At 37.1% G+C, this 21071-nt stretch carries 20 protein-coding genes and 1 tRNA gene; all 21 read left to right on the forward strand.

Going from position 1 to position 21071, the window contains the following annotated elements; genetic code table 11:
* Positions 1 to 157 precede the first annotated feature (157 nt).
* The 21 genes from FA707_RS05290 to prdC all read left to right on the forward strand — a co-directional run bounded on the left by FA707_RS05290 (position 158) and on the right by prdC (position 21047).
* Positions 158 to 556, forward strand: a complete 399-nt coding sequence (locus tag FA707_RS05290; RefSeq protein ID WP_136953245.1) for a hypothetical protein — start codon at positions 158 to 160, stop codon at positions 554 to 556.
* A complete protein-coding gene (locus FA707_RS05295) occupies positions 549 to 1247 on the forward strand; it encodes a CBS domain-containing protein (RefSeq protein WP_136954190.1) in 699 nt (232 codons plus the stop codon). The genes FA707_RS05290 and FA707_RS05295 overlap by 8 nt, the downstream gene beginning before the upstream one ends.
* Before the next feature lie 13 nt (positions 1248 to 1260).
* Positions 1261 to 1704 (forward strand): signal peptidase II, encoded by a 444-nt coding sequence (gene lspA, locus FA707_RS05300; protein WP_136953246.1) that lies wholly within the window; start codon positions 1261 to 1263, stop codon positions 1702 to 1704.
* A 9-nt stretch (positions 1705 to 1713) separates the two neighbouring features.
* Positions 1714 to 2619 (forward strand): RluA family pseudouridine synthase, encoded by a 906-nt coding sequence (locus tag FA707_RS05305; protein WP_136953247.1) that lies wholly within the window; start codon positions 1714 to 1716, stop codon positions 2617 to 2619.
* A gap of 231 nt (positions 2620 to 2850) precedes the next feature.
* Positions 2851 to 3387, forward strand: coding sequence for a bifunctional pyr operon transcriptional regulator/uracil phosphoribosyltransferase PyrR (gene pyrR, locus FA707_RS05310; RefSeq protein ID WP_136953248.1), 537 nt, complete (start codon positions 2851 to 2853; stop codon positions 3385 to 3387).
* A gap of 151 nt (positions 3388 to 3538) precedes the next feature.
* Entirely contained in the window at positions 3539 to 4822 is a 1284-nt protein-coding gene (locus FA707_RS05315) for a solute carrier family 23 protein (RefSeq protein ID WP_154299887.1), read from the forward strand.
* A 33-nt stretch (positions 4823 to 4855) separates the two neighbouring features.
* Positions 4856 to 5788: an aspartate carbamoyltransferase catalytic subunit gene (locus FA707_RS05320; RefSeq protein ID WP_136953250.1), complete on the forward strand. Its 933-nt coding sequence runs from the start codon at positions 4856 to 4858 to the stop codon at positions 5786 to 5788.
* 4 nt (positions 5789 to 5792) lie between these two features.
* Complete coding sequence (pyrC, locus tag FA707_RS05325; RefSeq protein ID WP_136953251.1) at positions 5793 to 7082, forward strand: dihydroorotase; 1290 nt, start codon at positions 5793 to 5795, stop codon at positions 7080 to 7082.
* A gap of 7 nt (positions 7083 to 7089) precedes the next feature.
* Positions 7090 to 8169 (forward strand): carbamoyl phosphate synthase small subunit, encoded by a 1080-nt coding sequence (locus tag FA707_RS05330; RefSeq protein WP_136953252.1) that lies wholly within the window; start codon positions 7090 to 7092, stop codon positions 8167 to 8169.
* 1 nt (position 8170) lies between these two features.
* The gene (gene carB / locus FA707_RS05335; protein WP_136953253.1) at positions 8171 to 11347 is read left to right on the forward strand and encodes a carbamoyl-phosphate synthase large subunit; all 3177 of its coding nucleotides are present in this window, start codon (positions 8171 to 8173) and stop codon (positions 11345 to 11347) included.
* Positions 11348 to 11365: 18 nt separating this feature from the next.
* Positions 11366 to 12154 carry a dihydroorotate dehydrogenase electron transfer subunit gene (locus FA707_RS05340; RefSeq protein ID WP_136953254.1) on the forward strand — a complete coding sequence of 263 codons (789 nt, stop codon included), beginning with the start codon at positions 11366 to 11368 and terminating at the stop codon, positions 12152 to 12154.
* Positions 12151 to 13068 (forward strand): dihydroorotate dehydrogenase, encoded by a 918-nt coding sequence (locus FA707_RS05345; RefSeq protein WP_136953255.1) that lies wholly within the window; start codon positions 12151 to 12153, stop codon positions 13066 to 13068. The genes FA707_RS05340 and FA707_RS05345 overlap by 4 nt, the downstream gene beginning before the upstream one ends.
* 1 nt (position 13069) lies before the next feature.
* Complete coding sequence (gene pyrF / locus FA707_RS05350; protein WP_136953256.1) at positions 13070 to 13783, forward strand: orotidine-5'-phosphate decarboxylase; 714 nt, start codon at positions 13070 to 13072, stop codon at positions 13781 to 13783.
* Complete coding sequence (gene pyrE / locus FA707_RS05355; protein ID WP_136953257.1) at positions 13783 to 14412, forward strand: orotate phosphoribosyltransferase; 630 nt, start codon at positions 13783 to 13785, stop codon at positions 14410 to 14412. Before pyrF ends, pyrE begins: the two co-directional genes overlap by 1 nt.
* A 181-nt stretch (positions 14413 to 14593) precedes the next feature.
* Positions 14594 to 15283 carry a carbonic anhydrase family protein gene (locus tag FA707_RS05360; protein WP_168177358.1) on the forward strand — a complete coding sequence of 230 codons (690 nt, stop codon included), beginning with the start codon at positions 14594 to 14596 and terminating at the stop codon, positions 15281 to 15283.
* Between the two features lie 154 nt (positions 15284 to 15437).
* The gene (locus FA707_RS05365; RefSeq protein ID WP_136953259.1) at positions 15438 to 16316 is read left to right on the forward strand and encodes a phosphate ABC transporter substrate-binding protein PstS family protein; all 879 of its coding nucleotides are present in this window, start codon (positions 15438 to 15440) and stop codon (positions 16314 to 16316) included.
* Between the two features lie 216 nt (positions 16317 to 16532).
* Positions 16533 to 17267 carry a response regulator transcription factor gene (locus FA707_RS05370; RefSeq protein WP_136953260.1) on the forward strand — a complete coding sequence of 245 codons (735 nt, stop codon included), beginning with the start codon at positions 16533 to 16535 and terminating at the stop codon, positions 17265 to 17267.
* The gene (locus FA707_RS05375) at positions 17264 to 18997 is read left to right on the forward strand and encodes a sensor histidine kinase (protein WP_136953261.1); all 1734 of its coding nucleotides are present in this window, start codon (positions 17264 to 17266) and stop codon (positions 18995 to 18997) included. The genes FA707_RS05370 and FA707_RS05375 overlap by 4 nt, the downstream gene beginning before the upstream one ends.
* A 34-nt stretch (positions 18998 to 19031) precedes the next feature.
* On the forward strand, positions 19032 to 19220 hold the full coding sequence (gene thmT, locus FA707_RS05380; RefSeq protein WP_136953262.1) for a 2-hydroxymuconate tautomerase: 189 nt from the start codon (positions 19032 to 19034) through the stop codon (positions 19218 to 19220).
* Between the two features lie 71 nt (positions 19221 to 19291).
* Positions 19292 to 19388, forward strand: a tRNA-Sec gene (locus tag FA707_RS10460).
* A 372-nt stretch (positions 19389 to 19760) separates the two neighbouring features.
* The gene (gene prdC / locus FA707_RS05390; RefSeq protein WP_171028925.1) at positions 19761 to 21047 is read left to right on the forward strand and encodes a proline reductase-associated electron transfer protein PrdC; all 1287 of its coding nucleotides are present in this window, start codon (positions 19761 to 19763) and stop codon (positions 21045 to 21047) included.
* Positions 21048 to 21071 lie beyond the last annotated feature (24 nt).

Below are 21071 nucleotides of genomic sequence, written 5' to 3' on the forward strand. Positions count from 1 at the left end.
TTTTCAGTTTTGTATACGCTTTTATTATAGGGTTATTTAAAGAAAAGGTCAAACAAAGAAGTATCTATAAAAAAAATTAAGTTTATTTAACAAAATACCTTAATATAAGCTATAATGTAATCTAGTGAGATAAAAATGATTGAAAGGATGTTCGAATATGAAAATTAAATTAAATCGAAATTCAGGATTTTTTGCAATGGGTACACCCTTTGATATCTTAATAAATAAGTCTTCTAATACTAAGCTGGCTCATAATCAAAGTAAAGAAATTGAATACGAACCGGGCGATGTATTGAGAGCTAAATATTCACTATTAAAAAGTAATGAAGTTACACTTTCTGCTGAAGATGACGGAGCTACTTTTGAAATCACCTCAAATCCGAATATTATGAGAACATATATGACCATTTTTACATTGTTATTTATTTTCCCAGTTTTATTTCAACAATGGTTATTAGCAATATTAATTATTATTTTTTATGCTATTTTTGGGATGGCTGTTATGAACAAGTTTTACTTAATAAGTAAGGTTGAAGAGGTAAACAATGATGAATAATTCTGAACAGTTTTTAGCAACATTTAATCGGATTGAAAAATGGATGCGTCAACTTTTTGGCAATAAAACGAACATCGGCTTTACTGAGCTTGTACGACAATTATCTCGCCGTAAAGAATTACCTTTAGAGCAATATAGTGACGACCTAATTCAAATGGCGCAACTTCGTAATGCCATTATTCATGATCAAATCGCTCCAGATTTCGTGATTGCAGAACCTAATGAATGGGTAGTTAAACGTATAATTGAAATAGAAGAAGCATTGTTACATCCACAAACGGTAATCCCGTTATTTGAAAAAACTGTAACAGGTTTTAATGAATCGACATTACTTGGAGATTTATTAACCATTGTAGCTGAAAAGGGGTATTCACAATTTCCAATCTACAATAGCCGTGGCGTTTGTGAAGGTTTAATTACGGCACATGGATTAGGGATTTGGTTAGCAAAACACGCCAATAAAACGGCAATTGATGTTAGCAGTCAAACGGCAAAAGATGTGCTAGCAGCTGACCGTAAAAGTCAAAATTATCGTTTCGTTAAAGAATCGACAACCTTAAATGAGGTCGTTCATTTGTTTTTAACACAATCAACATTAGAAGCACTATTAATTACTAAAGATGGTAATCCTAATGGTAAATTAATAGGGATTATTAGACCAAGGGAAGCATTTGGTCATTTTTATAAGTAAGTGAGGAATTTAAATGATTTATTTAGCGTTGATCGTTGTCTTAGTGGCAATTGATCAAATTGTAAAGTTTTGGACGGTTCAAAACATTGCTTTAGGAGAAACGATTTTTGATAATCCCATTATCTCATTAACCTATTTACAAAATGATGGGGCAGCTTGGAGTATGTTAGAAGGAAAGATGTGGTTCTTCTATACGATTACTATTGTAGCTATCATCGTATTATCGACAATGATTTATAAAAATCGAAATGATTCTAAGTGGTTAACGTATGGGTTAACGATGGTACTAGCAGGTGCAATCGGTAACTTTGTTGATCGTTTACATCTAAAGTATGTGATTGATATGTTTCAAATTGAGTTTTTCAATTTCCCAATTTTTAATGTGGCGGATGTATGCATTACAATTGGTGTAATTTGTATTTTTATTTATCTGTTTTTTGTAGCAGAAGAAGATTAGGAGTTAGTTATGAACGAAATTTTAGAAGTAGTTATTGAAGAGCAAAAGGGAAGGCTTGATAAAGTGTTAACAGCTGAATTCAGCCAATTTTCACGCTCTCAAATTCAAAACTGGGTAAAGAATAATCACGTCTTAGTAAACGGTGAGGCGGCTCCTGCTAACTATAAAGTGAAGCATGCTGATGTTATTCGCATCGAACGTCCAGAAATCGTCGAGTTAGAATTAATCGCACAAGATATTCCACTTGACGTTGTATATGAAGATCAAGATTTAATGGTAATTAATAAGCCCCAAGGCATGGTAGTTCATCCATCCAAGAGTCATCCAGATGGAACATTAGTTAATGCCTTGTTGTTCCGCAATCACGATTTATCAGGAATTAACGATGTCATTCGTCCAGGCATAGTCCACCGTATTGACAAAGATACTTCAGGTTTGTTAATGGTCGCTAAAAACGATGAAACACATCGTGCATTGCAAGAGCAATTAATGGATAAAACAGTGGTTCGTAAGTATACAGCACTAGTTCATGGAGAAATTGCCCATGAAACTGGAACAATTGATGCGCCTATTGGGCGTTCTCATAGTAATCGTTTGGTCAATACAGTTCGCCAAGAAGGCAAAAAAGCTGTGACACATTTTACGGTGTTAGAGCGTTACCAAGGCTTTACGTTAGTAGAATGTCAATTAGAAACAGGACGTACCCATCAAATTCGTGTACACATGAAGTATATTGATCATCCAATTGCAGGTGATCCGACTTATGGACCAAGCGGAACCTTAAAAGGTAATGGCCAGTTCCTACATGCGGGTGTCTTAGGCTTTACTCATCCTCGTACTAGCGAAGAATTAATGTTTGAAGCTCCTCTGCCAGCAATTTTTGAAGAGACGTTAAATGGTTTACTAAAAAAATAGTTGCAAAGTGGTATTAATAAAGTTATGATGAGTAAGAATTAAATAGTTAATTCCTTTAAGGATAGTCCCGTGAGGCTAACAAGGAAATACCAGTAGAAACTGAAACTTAGTAGCGAAGTTGTGTACTAAGTATGTATATACATGGACATTTCCAACCTATCTCGCGGATAAAACGAGATAGGTTTTTTTATTTCAATAATTTTCAATCGAAAAGACGAAAAGGGGTAAGAAATAATGGAAAAAGAAGTAGTAGATGAAATGACAATGACGAGAGCGATTACGCGTATTACGTATGAAATCATTGAACGTAATAAATCAATCGATGATGTAGTCCTGGTTGGTATCAAAACACGTGGTATCTATATTGCGCAACGTGTCGCACAACGCTTATTACAATTAGAAGGTAAAGAAGTGCCGGTTGGAGAGTTAGACATTACACTTTATCGAGATGATGTGACACCTGACCAATCATTATTAGACGCACGTGTTAAAGGATCAGATATTCCTGTTGATATTAACGGGAAACAAGTCATTTTATGTGACGATGTGTTATTTACGGGTCGTACTATTCGTGCCGCCCTAGATGCCTTAATGGACTTCGGTCGCCCAGCAAAAGTTTCGGTCGCCGTGTTAGTTGACCGTGGTCATCGTCAATTACCAATTCGCGCTGATTTCGTTGGTAAAAATATTCCAACAGCGTTAGATGAAGAAATTGTTGTTCATATCAGAGAGTATGACAACGACGAAGGAATTTACATTAAAAAATAAAATAAGAGCTTTTTAATTATGTCCTGTGAGACATAGAAGAGCGTTGTAGTTAAAGATAGGGATGAGACTATCTTTATTTAGGCGAACTTCTTGTGTCTTAGGATAGGGCACAGGAAGTTTTTTTTATAGAAAAAATTAAGGAGAAATTATTATGACAAAAGAATTTAGAAATCCAGATGCAGTTTTAGATGTACATGACAAACCAAGCTTTATTCAAGGACTAGGTCTTAGCTTCCAACATTTATTCACGATGTTTGGTGCAACCGTATTAGTACCAATTTTGGTCGGAATTGATCCAAGTGTCGCTCTAATGAGTTCAGGAATTGGGACATTGGTTTACATCTTTACAACAGGTGCCAAAATACCAGCTTACTTAGGTAGTAGCTTCGCGTTTATTCCAGCTATGAAATTGTTAATGGATAATCCAGACGCTGGTTATGGCGCGGTTGCGCAGGGTGCTATTACAACCGGACTTGTTTATATTATCGTATCATTCATTATTAAAAAAATCGGCTCTGATTGGGTAAACAAAGTATTGCCACCAGTCGTTGTAGGACCTGTTGTAATGGTTATCGGTTTAGGATTAGCAGCTAATGCAGCTAATAACGCCATGTATAACGCAGCTGGCGAATACGAAGTAAAGTATATTATCGTGGCCCTTATTACTTTAGCCTTAACGATTTTCTTCAATATGTTCCTTAAAGGTTTCTTAGGTCTAATTCCCATCTTATTAGGAATTGTAAGTGGATATTTAGTAGCTCTTGCAATGGGAATCGTCGATACTAGTTTAATTACCCAAGCATCATGGTTTGCAATGCCTGACATTCACATTCCATTCGTCCAGTATCAACCAACTATTCACTGGAATGCAATCTTGATGATGGCACCTATCGCATTTGTCACAATGACTGAGCACATGGGACACATCTCAGTTTTAAATAAATTAACAAAACGTAACTACTTTGAAGATCCAGGGTTAGACCGTACGCTTCTAGGTGACGGATTAGCCCAAATTACAGCTGGTTTAGTTGGTGGACCTCCAGTAACAAGTTATGGAGAAAATATCGGCGTATTAGCAATCACTCGTATTCACAGTGTCTTTGTTCTAGGTGGAGCGGCTGTTTTAGCTATCGTGATGAGTTTTGTCGGCAAAGTAAGTGCTGTGATTCATAGTATCCCTGGACCCGTAATTTCAGGTATCAGCTTTATTCTTTTCGGAGTTATCGCAGCGAGTGGGATTAAAATTCTTATTGATAATAAAATTGACTTTGATAAAAAACGAAATTTAATCATTGCATCAGTTATTTTGGTTGTAGGGATAGGAAACTTATTACTAAAAACAGGAACATTTGAGTTATCGGGTATGGCGTTAGCAACCTTATTCGGAATTTTATTAAATCTAGTTTTACCAAAAGAAGCAGCAAGCGAAAGATAATAGGGGTTACTCATAAAAAAAGGGGGAACAAAGATGATTATTAATCGAGAACAAGTTAGCATCAAACATTTATTAACGATTGAGGCCTTACATGACAATGAAGTAATGGGGTTAATTAAACGAGCACAGGAATTCAAACATGGCGCAGCTATTCCCGATCATTTGAAAGATTATTATGCGGCAAACCTCTTTTTTGAAAACAGTACAAGAACGCACAAAAGTTTTGAAATGGCTGAACATAAATTAGGCATCAAAGTAATTGACTTTGATACGAAAACAAGTTCAGTAAGTAAAGGTGAATCATTATACGATACTGTGTTAACCATGTCAGCAATCGGCGTTGATGTTTGTGTCATTCGACACTGGGAAGAAAATTACTACCATCAATTAATTCAAAGCAAAACGATTCGCAGCTCTATTATTAATGGTGGTGACGGAAGCGGTCAGCATCCGACACAATGCTTACTTGACTTGATGACAATATATGAAGAGTTTGGTCATTTTGAAGGCTTAAAAGTAGCGATTGCTGGTGATTTAAGTCACTCGCGCGTGGCAAAATCAAACATGCAAATGCTAAATCGTTTAGGTGCAGAACTTTATTTCTCAGGGCCTAAAGAATGGTATGAAGATCAGTTTGATGTATACGGTGAATACAAAGAAATCGATGAATTAGTCGAACTTGTAGATGTCATTATGTTATTAAGAGTACAACATGAACGTCATGAATCTGGTGAAAGCTTTTCAAAAGAAGAATACCATCAAGCATATGGTTTAACAGTCGAGCGTGCGAAGCAACTGAAACCTGAGACAATCATCATGCATCCAGCACCAGTTAACCGCGATGTAGAATTAGCAGATGAGCTAGTGGAAAGTTATCAATCACGTATCGTCTCACAAATGAGTAACGGAGTTTTCATGAGAATGGCGATTCTTGAAGCGATTTTAGAAGGAAAAGCAAAGGGGTAAAACAATGAGTACATTATTAATCCAAAACGCGCGCACTATAAATGAGCGCAATCAATTAATTCCAACTGATGTCTATATCAAAGAAGGTAAAATTCAATCTATCGGTCAAAATTTAGCCAAGCTAGGGTTAAGCGCTGAAAAAATAATTGACGTGCAAGGTGGCCTATTAACACCAGGATTAGTCGATGTCCATGTTCACTTTAGAGAACCAGGATTTACTCACAAAGAAACAATTAAAACGGGTAGCTTGGCGGCTGCTCGTGGAGGTTATACAACCGTCTGCGCTATGCCAAATTTAGACCCGGTTCCTGATACGGTTGAAAATTGGCAAGCTATTGAAGATATTATTCAAAAAGATGCGGTTGTCAACGTCTTACAATACGCGACGATTACTAAAGGTTTAAGAAGCGAAGAATTAGTCGACTATCAAGCGCTAAAAGAAGCCGGTGTTTTCGCGGTAACTAACGATGGTGTTGGGGTTCAAACAGCGGGCACGATGTACTTAGCGATGAAAGAAGCCGCAAGAGTGGGATTACCGATTGTTGCTCATACTGAAGACGAAAGTTTACTATTTGGTGGCTGTATGCATCACGGCAAGAAATCAGAAGCATTAGGCTTACCTGGTATTATTAGTGCAACGGAATCATCTCAAATTGCACGCGATTTATTATTAGCTGAAGAAACAGGCGCTCATTATCATGTCTGTCATGTTTCCACTAAAGAGAGTGTCCGCATTATTCGTGAAGCAAAACAAGCCGGGATTAATGTAACGTGCGAAGTTTGTCCGCATCACTTGATTTTATCAGATGAAGACATTCCATCTGATAATGCGATTTATAAAATGAATCCACCACTTAGAGCGTTGGATGATCAAGCCGCTTTAATTGAAGGTCTGTTAGACGGAACGATTGATTGTATCGCAACTGATCATGCGCCACATACGGATGAAGAAAAAGCTGTTTCCATGACCGAAGCACCATTCGGAATTGTTGGAAGCGAGACAGCCTTTTCACTAATGTACACGCACTTTGTTAAAACAGGTCGTTTCACATTGAAACAAGTGGTTGATTGGATGACAATCAGACCTGCGAATATCTTCGGATTAAGTTGTGGAACGTTAGATATTGGTAGTCCAGCTGACTTAGCAATTTATCAACTTGATAAAGAAATTGAAATTAATGCTGATGAATTTGAATCGAAATCATTCAATACACCATTTATTGGTGAGAAAGTTTTAGCAGAAACACTCTATACGTTAGTAAACGGAAAAATTGTTTGGTCAAAGGAAGGTTAGGTAGCACATGAAGAGAACACTTTTGTTAGAAGATGGCACGACGTTTGTCGGTGAAGCATTTGGAGCTGAAAAAGCAACTGTCGGAGAATTAGTTTTTACAACGGGAATGACAGGATATCAAGAAGGGATTACCGACCCGAGTTTTAACGGTCAAATTATCGTTTTCACTTATCCATTAATTGGTAATGTCGGGATTAACCGCGATGATTTTGAGTCAATCGAACCGAGTTGTAAAGGCGTAGTTGTACGCGAATTAGCACGACGCGCTTCCAATTGGCGTAATAATTTAAGTCTGGATGAATTTTTAAAACAAAAAGGCATTCCAGGTATTTCAGGAATTGATACGCGAGCTTTAACGAAAATTGTTCGTGAAAAAGGCGCGATTAAAGCGACTTTAATCGATGGCAAAAAAGATGCGGAACACTCATTGGATCAATTACGAGCAACCGTTATGCCGAAAAAATTAGTAGCAGAAGTGTCAACAACCAAAGCATATCCTTCACCAGGTTTAGGAAAAAATGTCGTGGTAATAGATTTTGGTTTAAAACATAGTATTTTACGCGAATTAAGTCGTTATCAGTGCCAAGTCACTGTTTTACCTTATAATGCGACTGCAGAACAAGTACTTGCATTAGCTCCAGATGGCGTGTTATTAAGTAACGGACCTGGAGATCCACAAGATGTCCCTGAAGCGTTAACATTAATTAGAGAAATTCAAGGTAAAGTGCCATTATTCGGGATTTGCTTAGGTCATCAACTGTTCTCATTAGCAAATGGCGCTAAAACTTACAAGTTACCATTTGGACACCGTGGCAGCAATCATCCAGTTAGAGAGGTTGCAACAGGGCGTATTGATTTTACTTCACAAAACCATGGTTATGCTGTTTCAAAAGAATCATTAGCTGAAACTGATTTAATCGTGACACATGTGGAGGTTAATGATGAAACAGTGGAGGGTGTCAAACACCGTCATTACCCAGCTTTCTCAGTACAATTTCACCCAGATGCTGCACCGGGACCACATGATGCGCATCACGTGATACAAGAATTTATCGAATTAATGGATGCATGGAAGGAGTCAAACTAAGATGGTTAAACGTACGGATATTAAGAAAATTATGGTGATTGGTTCTGGACCAATTGTGATTGGACAAGCAGCAGAATTTGATTATGCAGGAACGCAAGCTTGTCTAGCACTTAAAGAAGAAGGGTATGAAGTGATTTTAGTTAATTCAAACCCTGCAACAATTATGACAGATAAAGAGATTGCCGATAAAGTCTATATCGAGCCGATTACTGAAGAATTTGTCTCTCGCATTATCCGTAAAGAACAACCAGATGCGTTATTACCAACGTTAGGTGGACAAACTGGTTTAAATATGGCCATGACTTTAGCCAATTCAGGGATTTTAGATGAGTACAACGTCGAATTATTAGGAACAAAACTATCAGCGATTGACCAAGCAGAAGATCGCGATTTATTTAAACAATTAATGGAAGAATTAGACCAACCGATTCCAGAAAGTACGATTGCTAATACCGTTGAAGAAGCGATTGCGTTTGCGGAAGAAATTGGTTTTCCATTAATTGTTCGCCCAGCCTTCACATTAGGCGGTACAGGCGGTGGTATGTGTGACAATATGGAAGAATTAATCGAAATTGCGACAAATGGGTTAAAATTATCACCAGCAACGCAATGTTTGATTGAAAAAAGTATTGCTGGCTATAAAGAAATTGAATACGAAGTAATGCGAGATTCAGCTGACAATGCGATTGTGGTTTGTAACATGGAAAACTTCGACCCAGTCGGCATTCATACAGGGGACTCAATCGTATATGCCCCAAGTCAAACATTAACTGATGTGGAACATCAATTATTACGTGATGCCTCATTAAAAATCATTCGTGCATTGAAAATTGAAGGAGGTTGTAACGTCCAATTAGCGCTTGACCCACACAGCTTTAATTACTATGTCATCGAAGTGAATCCACGTGTCAGCCGTTCTTCAGCTTTAGCAAGTAAAGCAACCGGCTATCCGATTGCTAAATTAGCGGCTAAAATCGCCGTTGGTTTAACTTTAGATGAAATTAAAAATCCTGTGACTAAAACAACTTTCGCAGTATTTGAGCCGACTCTTGATTACGTCGTGGCAAAAGTCCCAAGATGGCCATTTGATAAATTCGAAAATGGTGAGCGTCGCTTAGGTACACAAATGAAAGCCACGGGTGAAGTGATGGCAATTGGTCGTACCTTAGAAGAAGCGACCTTAAAAGCGATTCGTTCATTAGAACTAGGAACAGTACATATATCTTTAGAAGAAGCAACGGAAGCTAGTGAAGAACAAGTGGTTAATAAAATCGTGAACGCTCAAGATGACCGTATCTTCTACATTGCTGAAGCGATTCGTAGAGGATATACAATTGAAGATATTCATGAAATGACCAAAATCGATTTGTATTTCTTAGATTGCTTATTGCATGTCATCGAAATTGAACAAGCATTGGCTGAAAACATCGGCGACTTTAACACTTTAAAAACCGCTAAAACGTATGGCTTCTCTGATGTGACGATTGCAAAAATTTGGAATCAAGATGAAGCAGCTATCCGTACTATGCGTAAAGAAAACAACCTATTACCAGTCTACAAAATGGTTGATAGCTGTGCAGCGGAGTTCGAATCAGAAACACCGTACTTTTATAGCTCATATGATTTTACAAACGAAAGTATTCGTACTGAAAAAGAATCTATTTTAGTTCTAGGTTCAGGTCCTATCAGAATCGGTCAAGGCGTTGAGTTTGATTACGCAACCGTTCACTCGGTTAAAGCGATTCAACAGCTTGGTTATGAAGCAATTATTATCAATAATAATCCTGAGACAGTCTCAACTGACTTCTCAATTTCGGATAAATTATACTTTGATCCGTTGACTTTTGAAGACGTGATGAATGTCATTGACTTAGAACAACCTAAAGGAGTAATCGTTCAATTCGGTGGTCAAACAGCAATTAACTTAGCAGATAGTTTAGACAAAGCCGGCGTTCCAATCATCGGAACAACCATCGAAGCGCTAGATACAGCCGAAAATCGTGACTTGTTTGAACAAGCCCTAAAAGCATTGGACATTCCACAACCACCAGGTGACACAGCAACAAGTAGTGAAGAAGCCGTAGCAATCGCTGAAAAAATTGGTTATCCAGTTTTAGTTCGCCCTAGCTATGTGTTAGGTGGACGCGCGATGGAAATCGTTGAAAACGAAACTGATTTACGTAGCTACATGAAAAACGCGGTTAAAGCTTCACCAGAGCATCCAGTTTTAGTTGACCGTTACTTAGTTGGTAAAGAATGCGAAGTTGATGCAATTTGTGATGGGGAACGTGTGTTAATTCCAGGGATTATGGAACACGTTGAACGAGCGGGTGTCCATTCAGGCGACTCAATGGCAGCCTATCCACCACAAACGTTATCAGATGAAATTAAAGCCACAATTGTTGATTACACAAGACGTTTGGCGTTAGGCTTAAATTGCTTGGGCATGATGAACATTCAATACGTGATTCATGATAATCAAGTGTATGTTATTGAAGTAAACCCACGTGCGAGTCGTACGGTACCATTTTTAAGTAAAGTAACAGATATTCCAATGGCGCAAGTCGCAACCAAAATTATTTTAGGCCAATCTCTTGAAACTCAAGGCTACGAAGATGGATTACACCCTGAAAGCAGCTTAGTGCATATTAAAGCGCCGGTCTTTTCATTTGCAAAATTACAAAGCGTTGATACTTACTTAGGACCTGAAATGAAATCAACTGGTGAAGTAATGGGTTCAGACACAACTTTAGAAAAAGCTTTATACAAAGCTTTTGAAGCTAGCTACATGAATATTCCAAATCATGGTTCTGTTTTACTAACAATTGCTGATGAAGCAAAAGAAGAAAGTTTAGAAATTGCTAAACGCTTTAAAAACATTGGCTTTAAACTGGTAGCTACTGCTGGAACAGCAACTTACTACCAAAACAACGGGCTTGTAGTTGAAAGCATTGATAAAGTAACGCAGTCAGGTAAAAATATTTTGGATATTATTCGTGAAGGAGATGTCCAAGTAGTCGTCAATACGATGGATAAATCAAGACAAACGAATTCAGATGGTTTCTTAATTCGCCGTGAAGCGGTCGATCATGGCGTACCACTATTCACATCATTAGATACAGTGAGTGCGGTCTTACGTGTGATTGAATCGCAACAATTTTTACTAGAATCTATTTAATAACAAAGGGGAATATCGATGAAGCAAGAAAACATGAAAATTATCGAGCAAAAAATGTTAGCACCAAACATCTTTGAAATGACTTTAGAAGGATTAATCGTTCAGGAGATGTTAGTACCTGGACAATTCCTTCACTGTCAGCCTCCAACTCGTAGCGATTTATTATTACGTCGTCCAATCAGTATTTCGTCAATTGATTTGAAAACAAGTCAGTGTAAATTAATTTATCGTGCTGAAGGTGCGGGTACTAAAGATATGAGTCAATTAAGTGCCAATGAAACGTTAGATGTTTTAGGGCCGCTTGGTAATGGTTTTCCAGTTGAAGATATTTCAGAAGGGGAGTTAGTGATTGTCGTGGGGGGTGGTATTGGGATTCCACCGCTTTACGAAGTCGCTAGACAAGCTCGTTTAAGAGGGGCACAGGTGATGGCTTTCCTTGGCTTTGCTTCTAAAGACGTGATGTTTTATTTAGAAGAATTTCAAGCACTTGGTGACGTCCACGTTTCCACAGATGATGGTTCTTATGGAACGAATGGTCACTTAGGAATTATATTAGATGAAATATTACCACAAATCGAGCCGAGTGCGGTCTATTCATGCGGTCCGACACCATTACTTGCTAAAGTGGATCAATATTTTGAAGAACATCCTCGTGCTTACGTATCGTTAGAAGAACGTATGGCTTGTGGTGTTGGAGCTTGTGCCGCCTGTGTCTGTCAAACAAAAGATAAAAAGACTAAAAAAATGAGATTGAAGAAGGTTTGTGATGAAGGACCAGTCTTTGCAACGGGGGTAGTGAACATATGAATCGATTAGCAGTTGAATTACCAGGTTTATCATTAAAAAATCCGATTATGCCGGCTAGTGGTTGTTTCGGTTTCGGAGCTGAATACGCTAAATTTTATGATATTAGTCAATTAGGAGCGATCATGGTTAAAGCAGCGACGCTTGAACCACGTGATGGTAACCCAACCCCACGTGTGGCAGAGACGCCTAGTGGCATGTTGAATGCTATTGGCTTACAAAATCCTGGTATCGAAGAAATTATGTCTGACAAACTACCCGCATTGGAACGATTCGATGTGCCGATTATTGCAAATGTCGCGGGTTACACGATTGACGACTATACGAGCGTGTGCGAACGAATTAGTCAAGCACCAAATGTTAAAGCCATCGAATTGAACATTTCATGTCCGAATGTTAAACAAGGTGGTATCACGTTTGGAACGGATAAAGATGTTGCCGCTGATTTAACTTATCGTGTTAAACAAATAGCTAACGTACCTGTTTATGTAAAATTATCACCTAATGTGACGGATATTGTGCCAATTGCTAAAGAAGTTGAAGCAGCAGGTGCAGATGGCTTATCAATGATCAATACCTTGCTAGGCATGCGTATCGACTTAAAAACACGTCAACCTATTTTGGCTAATCAAACAGGTGGTTTATCAGGACCAGCCATTAAACCTGTGGCAATTCGCATGATTAAGCAAGTTTCAGAGGTAGTTAATATTCCGATTATCGGGATGGGTGGTGTCTATACAGTAGATGACGTACTAGAAATGTATATGGCTGGAGCTAGTGCGGTCGCTGTCGGAACAGCGAATTTTACTGATCCGTTAATTTGTCCGAAATTAATTGAGGGTTTGCCACAAAGGATGGATGAACTAGGTATTGAGAGTTTAGCCAAGTTAATTCAAGAAGTGAAGGAGGCGCGTTAAGATGCCACAACGACCAATTATTGCATTAGATTTTCCAAATAAAGAAGAAATTATCTCATTCTTAAACCACTTTCCTAGTGAAGAATCATTATATGTTAAAGTTGGCATGGAATTATTTTATCAAGAAGGTCCTGAAATCGTTACATGGTTAAAATCACTTGGGCATGATGTCTTTTTAGACTTAAAACTGCATGATATTCCAAATACAGTTGAAAGTGCCATGAGAGGACTAGCTAAATTAGGTGTCTCGATGACGAATGTTCATGCCGCAGGTGGTATCAACATGATGGAAGGAGCTCTTCGAGGTCTTAAAGAAGGTTCTGTCGATGGTAATCGTCCCTTATTAATAGCCGTGACACAACTTACCTCAACATCAGAAGAGGCGATGCAACACGAGCAAGGGTTAATGATGACCTTAGAAGATAGTGTTATTCACTACGCTAAGATGTCGCAAATAGCCGGATTGGACGGAGTCGTTTGTTCGGCCTTAGAAGCAAATACTATTAAAAAGCATACCTCTACAGATTTTATTTGTTTAACACCAGGGATTCGTCCATTAGGAGCAGCAGTAGGTGATCAGCAACGTGTTGTGACACCAGGAGGCGCTCGCGACCTAAGTGCAAACTTTATCGTCGTGGGCCGCCCAATTACACGAGCAAACAATCCTTATCAAGCGTATCAAGAAATCAAAAAAGAATGGAATGGTGAAGTATAATGACAACAGCTCAACAAACAGCTCAACATTTACTAGAAATTGGCGCGGTAAACTTAAAACCGACGGAACCTTTTACATGGGCAAGTGGCATTAAAAGTCCTATTTATTGTGATAATCGTGTTATTATGGGCTATCCTTCTATTCGAAAAGAAGTGGCAAGAAATTTAGCTGAAATGATTAAAACAAACTATCCAGATGTGGAAGTAATAGCTGGAACAGCAACAGCAGGAATTCCACATGCTGCTTGGATTGCGGATATTTTAGAACTACCTATGGTTTATATTCGTAGCGCAGCCAAAAAACATGGTCGTGGAAATCAAATCGAAGGTGTCATCCATGAAGGACAAAAAATGGTGATCATTGAAGATTTAATTTCAACAGGTGGCAGTGTATTAGAAGCTGCAGAAGCTGCCAAACGAGAAGGCGCAGATGTTTTAGGAGTGGCTGCAATTTTTACTTATGAACTAGCAGATGGTATCAATAATTTTGAAGAGGCCGGTCTAGCATTTGAAACGTTGACCAACTATTCAACCTTAATCACGACTGCCATCGATACAAATCGTATTGAAGCTAATCAAAGAGAATTATTAGAAGAATGGAAACAAAATCCTCGTGAATGGTTAAACTAAACTGATGAAACAGTACAAGACAATTGTTTTGTACTGTTTTTTTAACAGGTAACTACAATATCTAAGACAATAATTTAGAATCAGCGTTCCGTTTCAGCACAATAGTATCTGATGAATATTAAGGTTGTATTAGTAGCCTAATTCTTTTTTTTTTTATAAAATAATGGGTGGAGGTGCAAGTATGTATATTAAAGAAACAACCGAAATATGGGATTATAGTCAAAGTGACAAAGGACCTGAAAATTGGCATCAATTATGTCCAGAATTTTCAGTAGCAGCCGAAGATAAATGGCAATCACCGATTGGGTTATCAAAAGAAATTATCACGAAGAAAGCACCTAATGAGTTGATATTCCATTATCATGAAGATGAGTTCACTTTACGACACGATAATTACACATTACAACTTGATTCCGTCACGAATCAAAGTTATTTAATTTATAAAGGGGAACACTACTTCCTTAAAAATCTTCATTTTCATATACCAAGTGAACACGTGTTAGATAATCGTCCTTCTGATTTAGAATTCCACTTTGTTCATCGTAATGAACGAGATGAGTTACTCGTGTTAGCCATTTTATTTGATGTAACCGATGAGAAAGAAGCAATTTTAGCAAGAGTCTTATATGAACAGGATCGTTTGTTTGTCAAATTTGACTTTACCCCGTTCACAGAAAGTCAACCAACTTACTATCATTATCAAGGGTCACTAACAACGCCACCAACTATTGGGCAAGTTACGTGGCTAGTTATTGATGATCGTCGTGTTATTTCAACACGTGGCTTCAGCTTGTTAAAAAGTACCATTACAAGTGCCAGCAATAATCGTCCATTACAACCGATAAATAATCGTGAAATTTACCATACGTAGATGCGTGTGGTTTTTTCAGGTTTCAAGTTTACATAATGTAAATATTGTCTATAAAATTTACCTAATTTTTACATAAACATGACTAATGATTTTACATTCACATCGTATACTCTAATTGTAATAACTAATAAATTTTACGAGGAGAGTCAATCATATGAAGAAAACATCAATGATTATTGCAGGTCTATCTTTTATCTTTTTATTAACAGGATGCGGGAGTAATAAATCTGGAAATGAAACAGGCAAAGAAAAGCAAACAGAAATCGTGGCAGTAGGTTCAACAGCCTTACAACCATTAGTGGATAAAATAAAAGACATCTATCAAACCGATTATCCTGAGTATCAAATTTCGGTCCAAGGTGGTGGTAGTGGTACGGGATTATCGCAGGTTGCTAGTGGTGCTGTTGACATAGGTAACTCGGATGTTTTTGCTGAAGAAAAAGAGGGCATTGATGCTGATAAAATTATCGACAATCAAGTAGCAGTCGTCGGAATTGGCCCTGTGGTTAATAAAGAGGTTAAAGTTGATAACCTAACACGTCAGCAACTTATCGATATTTTTACTGGTAAAGTGAAGAATTGGAAAGAGGTTGGTGGCCAGGATTTAGATATAGTGGTTGTTAATCGTGCAGAAGGAAGCGGTACTCGTGCAACGTTTGAAAAATGGGGGCTAGACGGGACTAAAACAATCGGGACTCAAGAACAAGATTCTTCAGGAACAGTAAAGAAAATCATAACTGAAACGCCTGGTGCTATTAGTTATTTAGCCTTTTCATACTTCGATAACAGTTTCAAATCATTAAAAATTGATGGCGTTGAACCAACTGAAGATAATGTTGCAACAAACGATTGGACGATTTGGGCGTACGAGCATATGTACATCGGTAAAGACGCTTCTGAAGATGTGAAGAAATTCATTGAGTTTTGTTTATCAGATGATGTCCAAAAAAACGTTGTCGAACAATTAAACTACATCCCTATTACTAAAATGGAAATTAAACGCGATGTTGAAGGCAACGTCTCACCTTTGTAATCTTTAAGGATTACCTTCACACGTTTATATTTAAAAAGATTCTATTAAAAATCCCCCTGACAAAGCTCAGGGGGATTTTTAATACAAGATTGCGTATCTTAATAGTTAATAGGTCATTGATAGTCATTATTTATTGAATTTGTAATATAAGTTAGGACCGCTGTGGTGAAATTACTGTATAATTAAATTATCCATACTATAGGAGGAACATTTAAATTGAAAATATTAATTGTTGATGATGAAGTCTCTATTACAACATTGATAGATTACCATCTACAAAAAGCAGGTTATGAAACAGTGATTGTCCATGATGGTTATGAAGCCTTTCAAACAGCACTTAACCAATTCTTTGATTTTATTGTGTTAGATGTGATGTTGCCGAATATGGACGGAATGGATATTGTTAAGGCACTACGTCAACAAGCGGTTAATGTTCCTATTTTGCTATTAACTGCTAAAGATGAAACTGTCGATAAAATTATCGGGATTGAATTTGGTGCGGATGACTACATGACAAAACCTTTTAGTCCAAGGGAATTAATCGCACGTATTAAAGGAATCTTACGTCGCGCTTCAAGTGCCTCTATTACTAGTGACGTCAAAAGACTTTTAAATGAGGCCGAATTAGATAATATAATAACAGTTGGTGAGTTAACTTTTAATAGGTCGGCTTTTACCATATATAAACAACAACAATTACTAGATTTAACGAAGAAGGAATATGAGTTGTTAGCTTATTTTATTGAACGACCAGGTCGAATCATCGATCGCGACACATTACTTAACCGAATTTGGGGTGATGATGTATACAGTCAGTCACGAGTTGTTGATATTCACGTCAGTCATCTGAGGGAAAAAATAGAACGTGAACCGAAACTGCCAGAATATTTACATACAGTCCGAGGGTTTGGCTATAAATTTGATTATCTTCCGCATGAGGATTCAAGATGAAACAATATGTAAAATCAATGTCGCTTATTCGTTTGCTAGTGATTATGGGAAGTTTGGCAATATTAACTTTAGGAATAATGAATCATTACATCTCAAAACGCGATACTGAGAAACAAACTTATTACCTTTCTGAAACCATTTCTCAATTAGTTACGCAATATGAGTTAGAGAAAGAAATGAATTGGCAAACTAGTACCTTTCAGTCAATCCGTTTTGATCATCCAACGTTGATTAGTCTAAATATTACATTTTTGGATGCATTAGGTGATGCACTTGAAGTAACGACTCAACCACTGACACAAGCCTCAACTACATTAATTAGGAGTGGTAATAATTTGGCGAGTAATGTTTCTAAAGAAACCAATCAATTAATGGTTTCACAAGCGATTGTTAACCAGAACGGACGCATTGGTATCAGACAGGTATCGCAAAGTCTCCATGATTATCCATACAATCTTTCGACTTTAAAAAAATTATTGTTATGGCTAATCACACTGTTGTATGGATTAGCAACATGCGCCATATATATACTTTCTCGACATAATCAACAACCTGTCAAATATGCATTATCCGTTGTAGAAGAGGCCTTAACTCATCCTGAAAACCAACAAGAACTAATGATTGCAAAGGACGAGTGGTCCTTATTATATGATAAACTAAACCAATTAATGAGAAACAACCATCAATTACATTTTCAGCAATTAGTGGCTGAAGAAAAATTAGAGTATTTATTAAATAATGTAGAAATTGGGATTATTACTGTAAATCTGGAAACAGATGAACGAACCTTCAACGCGATGGCTAGGGATTATTATTACCGTCCGAATGGGCTAAAGTCCGATATTGAATCGCTCTTAAAGCAATTATCCAAAAGTAATAAACGTACTATTGCTAAAGAAATCGTGTTAGATTTGCCTACTTTTAAAGTGTTTAAGGCAGAAATCCGTATTAATACAACGGCATCTATTCAACAAGCAGAAGAAGCGATAATTATTTTATATGATATTACTTCGATTAAGATATTAGAACGTGCCCATGAAACATTAATTCGTAATGTTGCACATGAATTGAAAACACCTATCACCTCAATCGTTGGCTTTACTGAAACCATTTTAGATGAATCCTTACCTTCTGATACTCAGAAAGAGTTTATTAAAATCATTGATAAAGAAGGAAAGCGTCTTAATCAGTTAGTTAATCGCATTTTAGAATTGCTAAAGACGCAGCATCAATTGACAGAGGTAGCTATTGTTTGGAAAGATATTTCAGAAGTGATTAAAGAGGAGATGATAATATATCATCCCTTAATTCAAGCGAAATATTTAAAAATAGACTTAATTTCTTCCCTTCAATCTACTTATGAGGTTTCTGAACAATATTTTCAACCAATAATAAAGAATTTATTAGAAAATGCCATTCATTATTCGATTGAATCAGGAGATATTAATCTTAAACTCACCGAAACCTCGAAATCAATTGTATTTTCAATTCAAGATAATGGCATCGGTATTGCCGAAGTTGATCAACAACGTATTTTTGAAAAGTTTTATCGTGTAGGGGAGTCTAGGGATCGCAAAAATGGTGGCACTGGCTTAGGCTTAAGCATTGTTCAAAATTGCGTCGAACAATTAAATGGTCAAATAACACTTGAAAGTAAAGTAAATCAAGGTGCAACGTTTATTGTAACGATTCCTAAAAAAAATTTAGTCCGACACCGTTCTGAGGTATAATAAGGATAATAAAACGTTAAGGAGAGATGATAAGATGCCAATTGTACATATTGAACTTCTAGAAGGACGAACGGATGAACAAAAAAAATCGATGGTGCAGGAAGTAACCGAAGCCATTTCTAAAACATCTGGTGCTCCAAAAGAGAATATTCATGTCGTGATTCAAGAGATGAAAAAAGAACATTACGCTGTTGGTGGCGTACTTAAATCTGAACTAAATTAATAATCATACAATAAAAAAACGTTCGTTTTTGACAGAATGTTTTTTTATTGCTATTATCTTATTTGTAATTCGGGAATGGATGGGTTCTGGTGTTCCCTCTGGTCTTCAAAACCAGTACGAGGAGTTAAGAGCTTCTTGGGTGGGTTCGATTCCCACACTTTCCCGCCATAAAAATATAAGAATGAAATTAAGTAATTCATTCTTTAATAATAGAGATGTCTATCATCAGTTAAAAAGTGAAGGGGAAACCCTTCACTTTTTTTTATTTCAGTTTATGATTATTATGGTGCGTTTCTTATTAATTAAATGATTCACAAAAATTCGTTTGTAAATAGATAGATTTTTTTGTTTTGTCCAATAAAGTGTCGTTTATTGGAGTTTTGTGATTTTTTTATGAGGTATTTATGAAATTTTTGCGTTATTTTACTTATACACCTTAAAATATGTGGATATATATGTTATTATCCATTTGTGAAATCATAATGTATATTGTTAAATATTTCACAAAATACCACGAATTATAACGAGGAGGTGAAAAAAATGACAATCTGTTATATTCCATTAAAACAACACGTTGGAGCTCCCTGTGAAGCAATCGTTTCAATAAATCAAGAAGTAAAACGTGGTGAATTAATCGCAAAACCAAATGGATTAGGCGCTAATATTCACAGCAGTATTACTGGTGTGGTCACATCAATTGATAATGAAAAAATTGGTATTACCATGACCGACGTGCCCACTGCTGATTATTTACCTTTAACTGAAAACAGTGATAAATTAGCTATGATTGAAGCTGCAGGAATTGTTGGTGCAGGCGGTGCGGGTTTTCCAACTCACATTAAATTAAACAATAAAATTCCAAATGGCGTATTTATCGTTAATGATGCTGAGTGTGAGGCATTGTTACACCACAATATACAACAAACCCAAAAGTATGCGACACAAATTGTTGAGGGAACGAAACATGTGATGTCCATTACTGAAGCTCCAAAAGCTGTCATTGCCATTAAAGATAAAAATCGACAAGCAGTGATTGAATTATTAAAAGCGACTAAAGATGAACCAATGATTGAAGTTTATCGTCTGCCAGACATTTATCCTGCAGGAGATGAGCGAATGATTATTCGTGAAGTTCTAGGGATTGAATTAAATCCAGGGCAATTACCAATCGAAGTAGATGTAATTGTATCAAATGTTGAAACGGTAAAACGAATTTCTGAAGCAATTGATGACCGTAAACCATTTATTGACAAGGATGTTACTGTTGCCGGACGAGTAGTTGGTGAATCTCATGTATTTGAGAATACCCCAATTGGTTTCCCAGTTATTGATTTAATTGAATGTGCGGGTGGATATATTCACCCACATGGCGAAATCGTGATGGGCGGGCCAATGACTGGAAGAAGCGTCGAAGAAAGTACACCAATTAATAAAACAACCGGTGGTATCTTAGTTGCGATGCCTTATCCTCAAGAAACTCGTCCAATCGGTATCTTAATTTGTGAATGCGGTGGTTCTGAAGAACGCTTGACTGAAATCGCTAACAATATGGGTGCTGAAGTAGTTGCAAAAGAAATGTGTAAACGTATGGTAGAAGTTAATGGAAGATATAGATGTTCGAAACCGGGTGTATGTCCAGGACAAGCTGAAAAAGTTATGAAAATGAAAAAAGCTGGCGCTGAAGTGATACTTACCGGTACGTGTTCTGATTGAACAAACACCGTTCTAGGTGTAGCTCCTAGGTTAGGAGTTCCAGTTTATCATCATACGGATCATGTGCTGCGTTCGGTTGGACATAAACTATATCGAAGATTACCGACTGCCTAAAAAATATATCGAAATAAAATTAGG

This window comes from Vagococcus zengguangii, from assembly GCF_005145005.1.
Classification (GTDB): domain Bacteria; phylum Bacillota; class Bacilli; order Lactobacillales; family Vagococcaceae; genus Vagococcus_A; species Vagococcus_A zengguangii.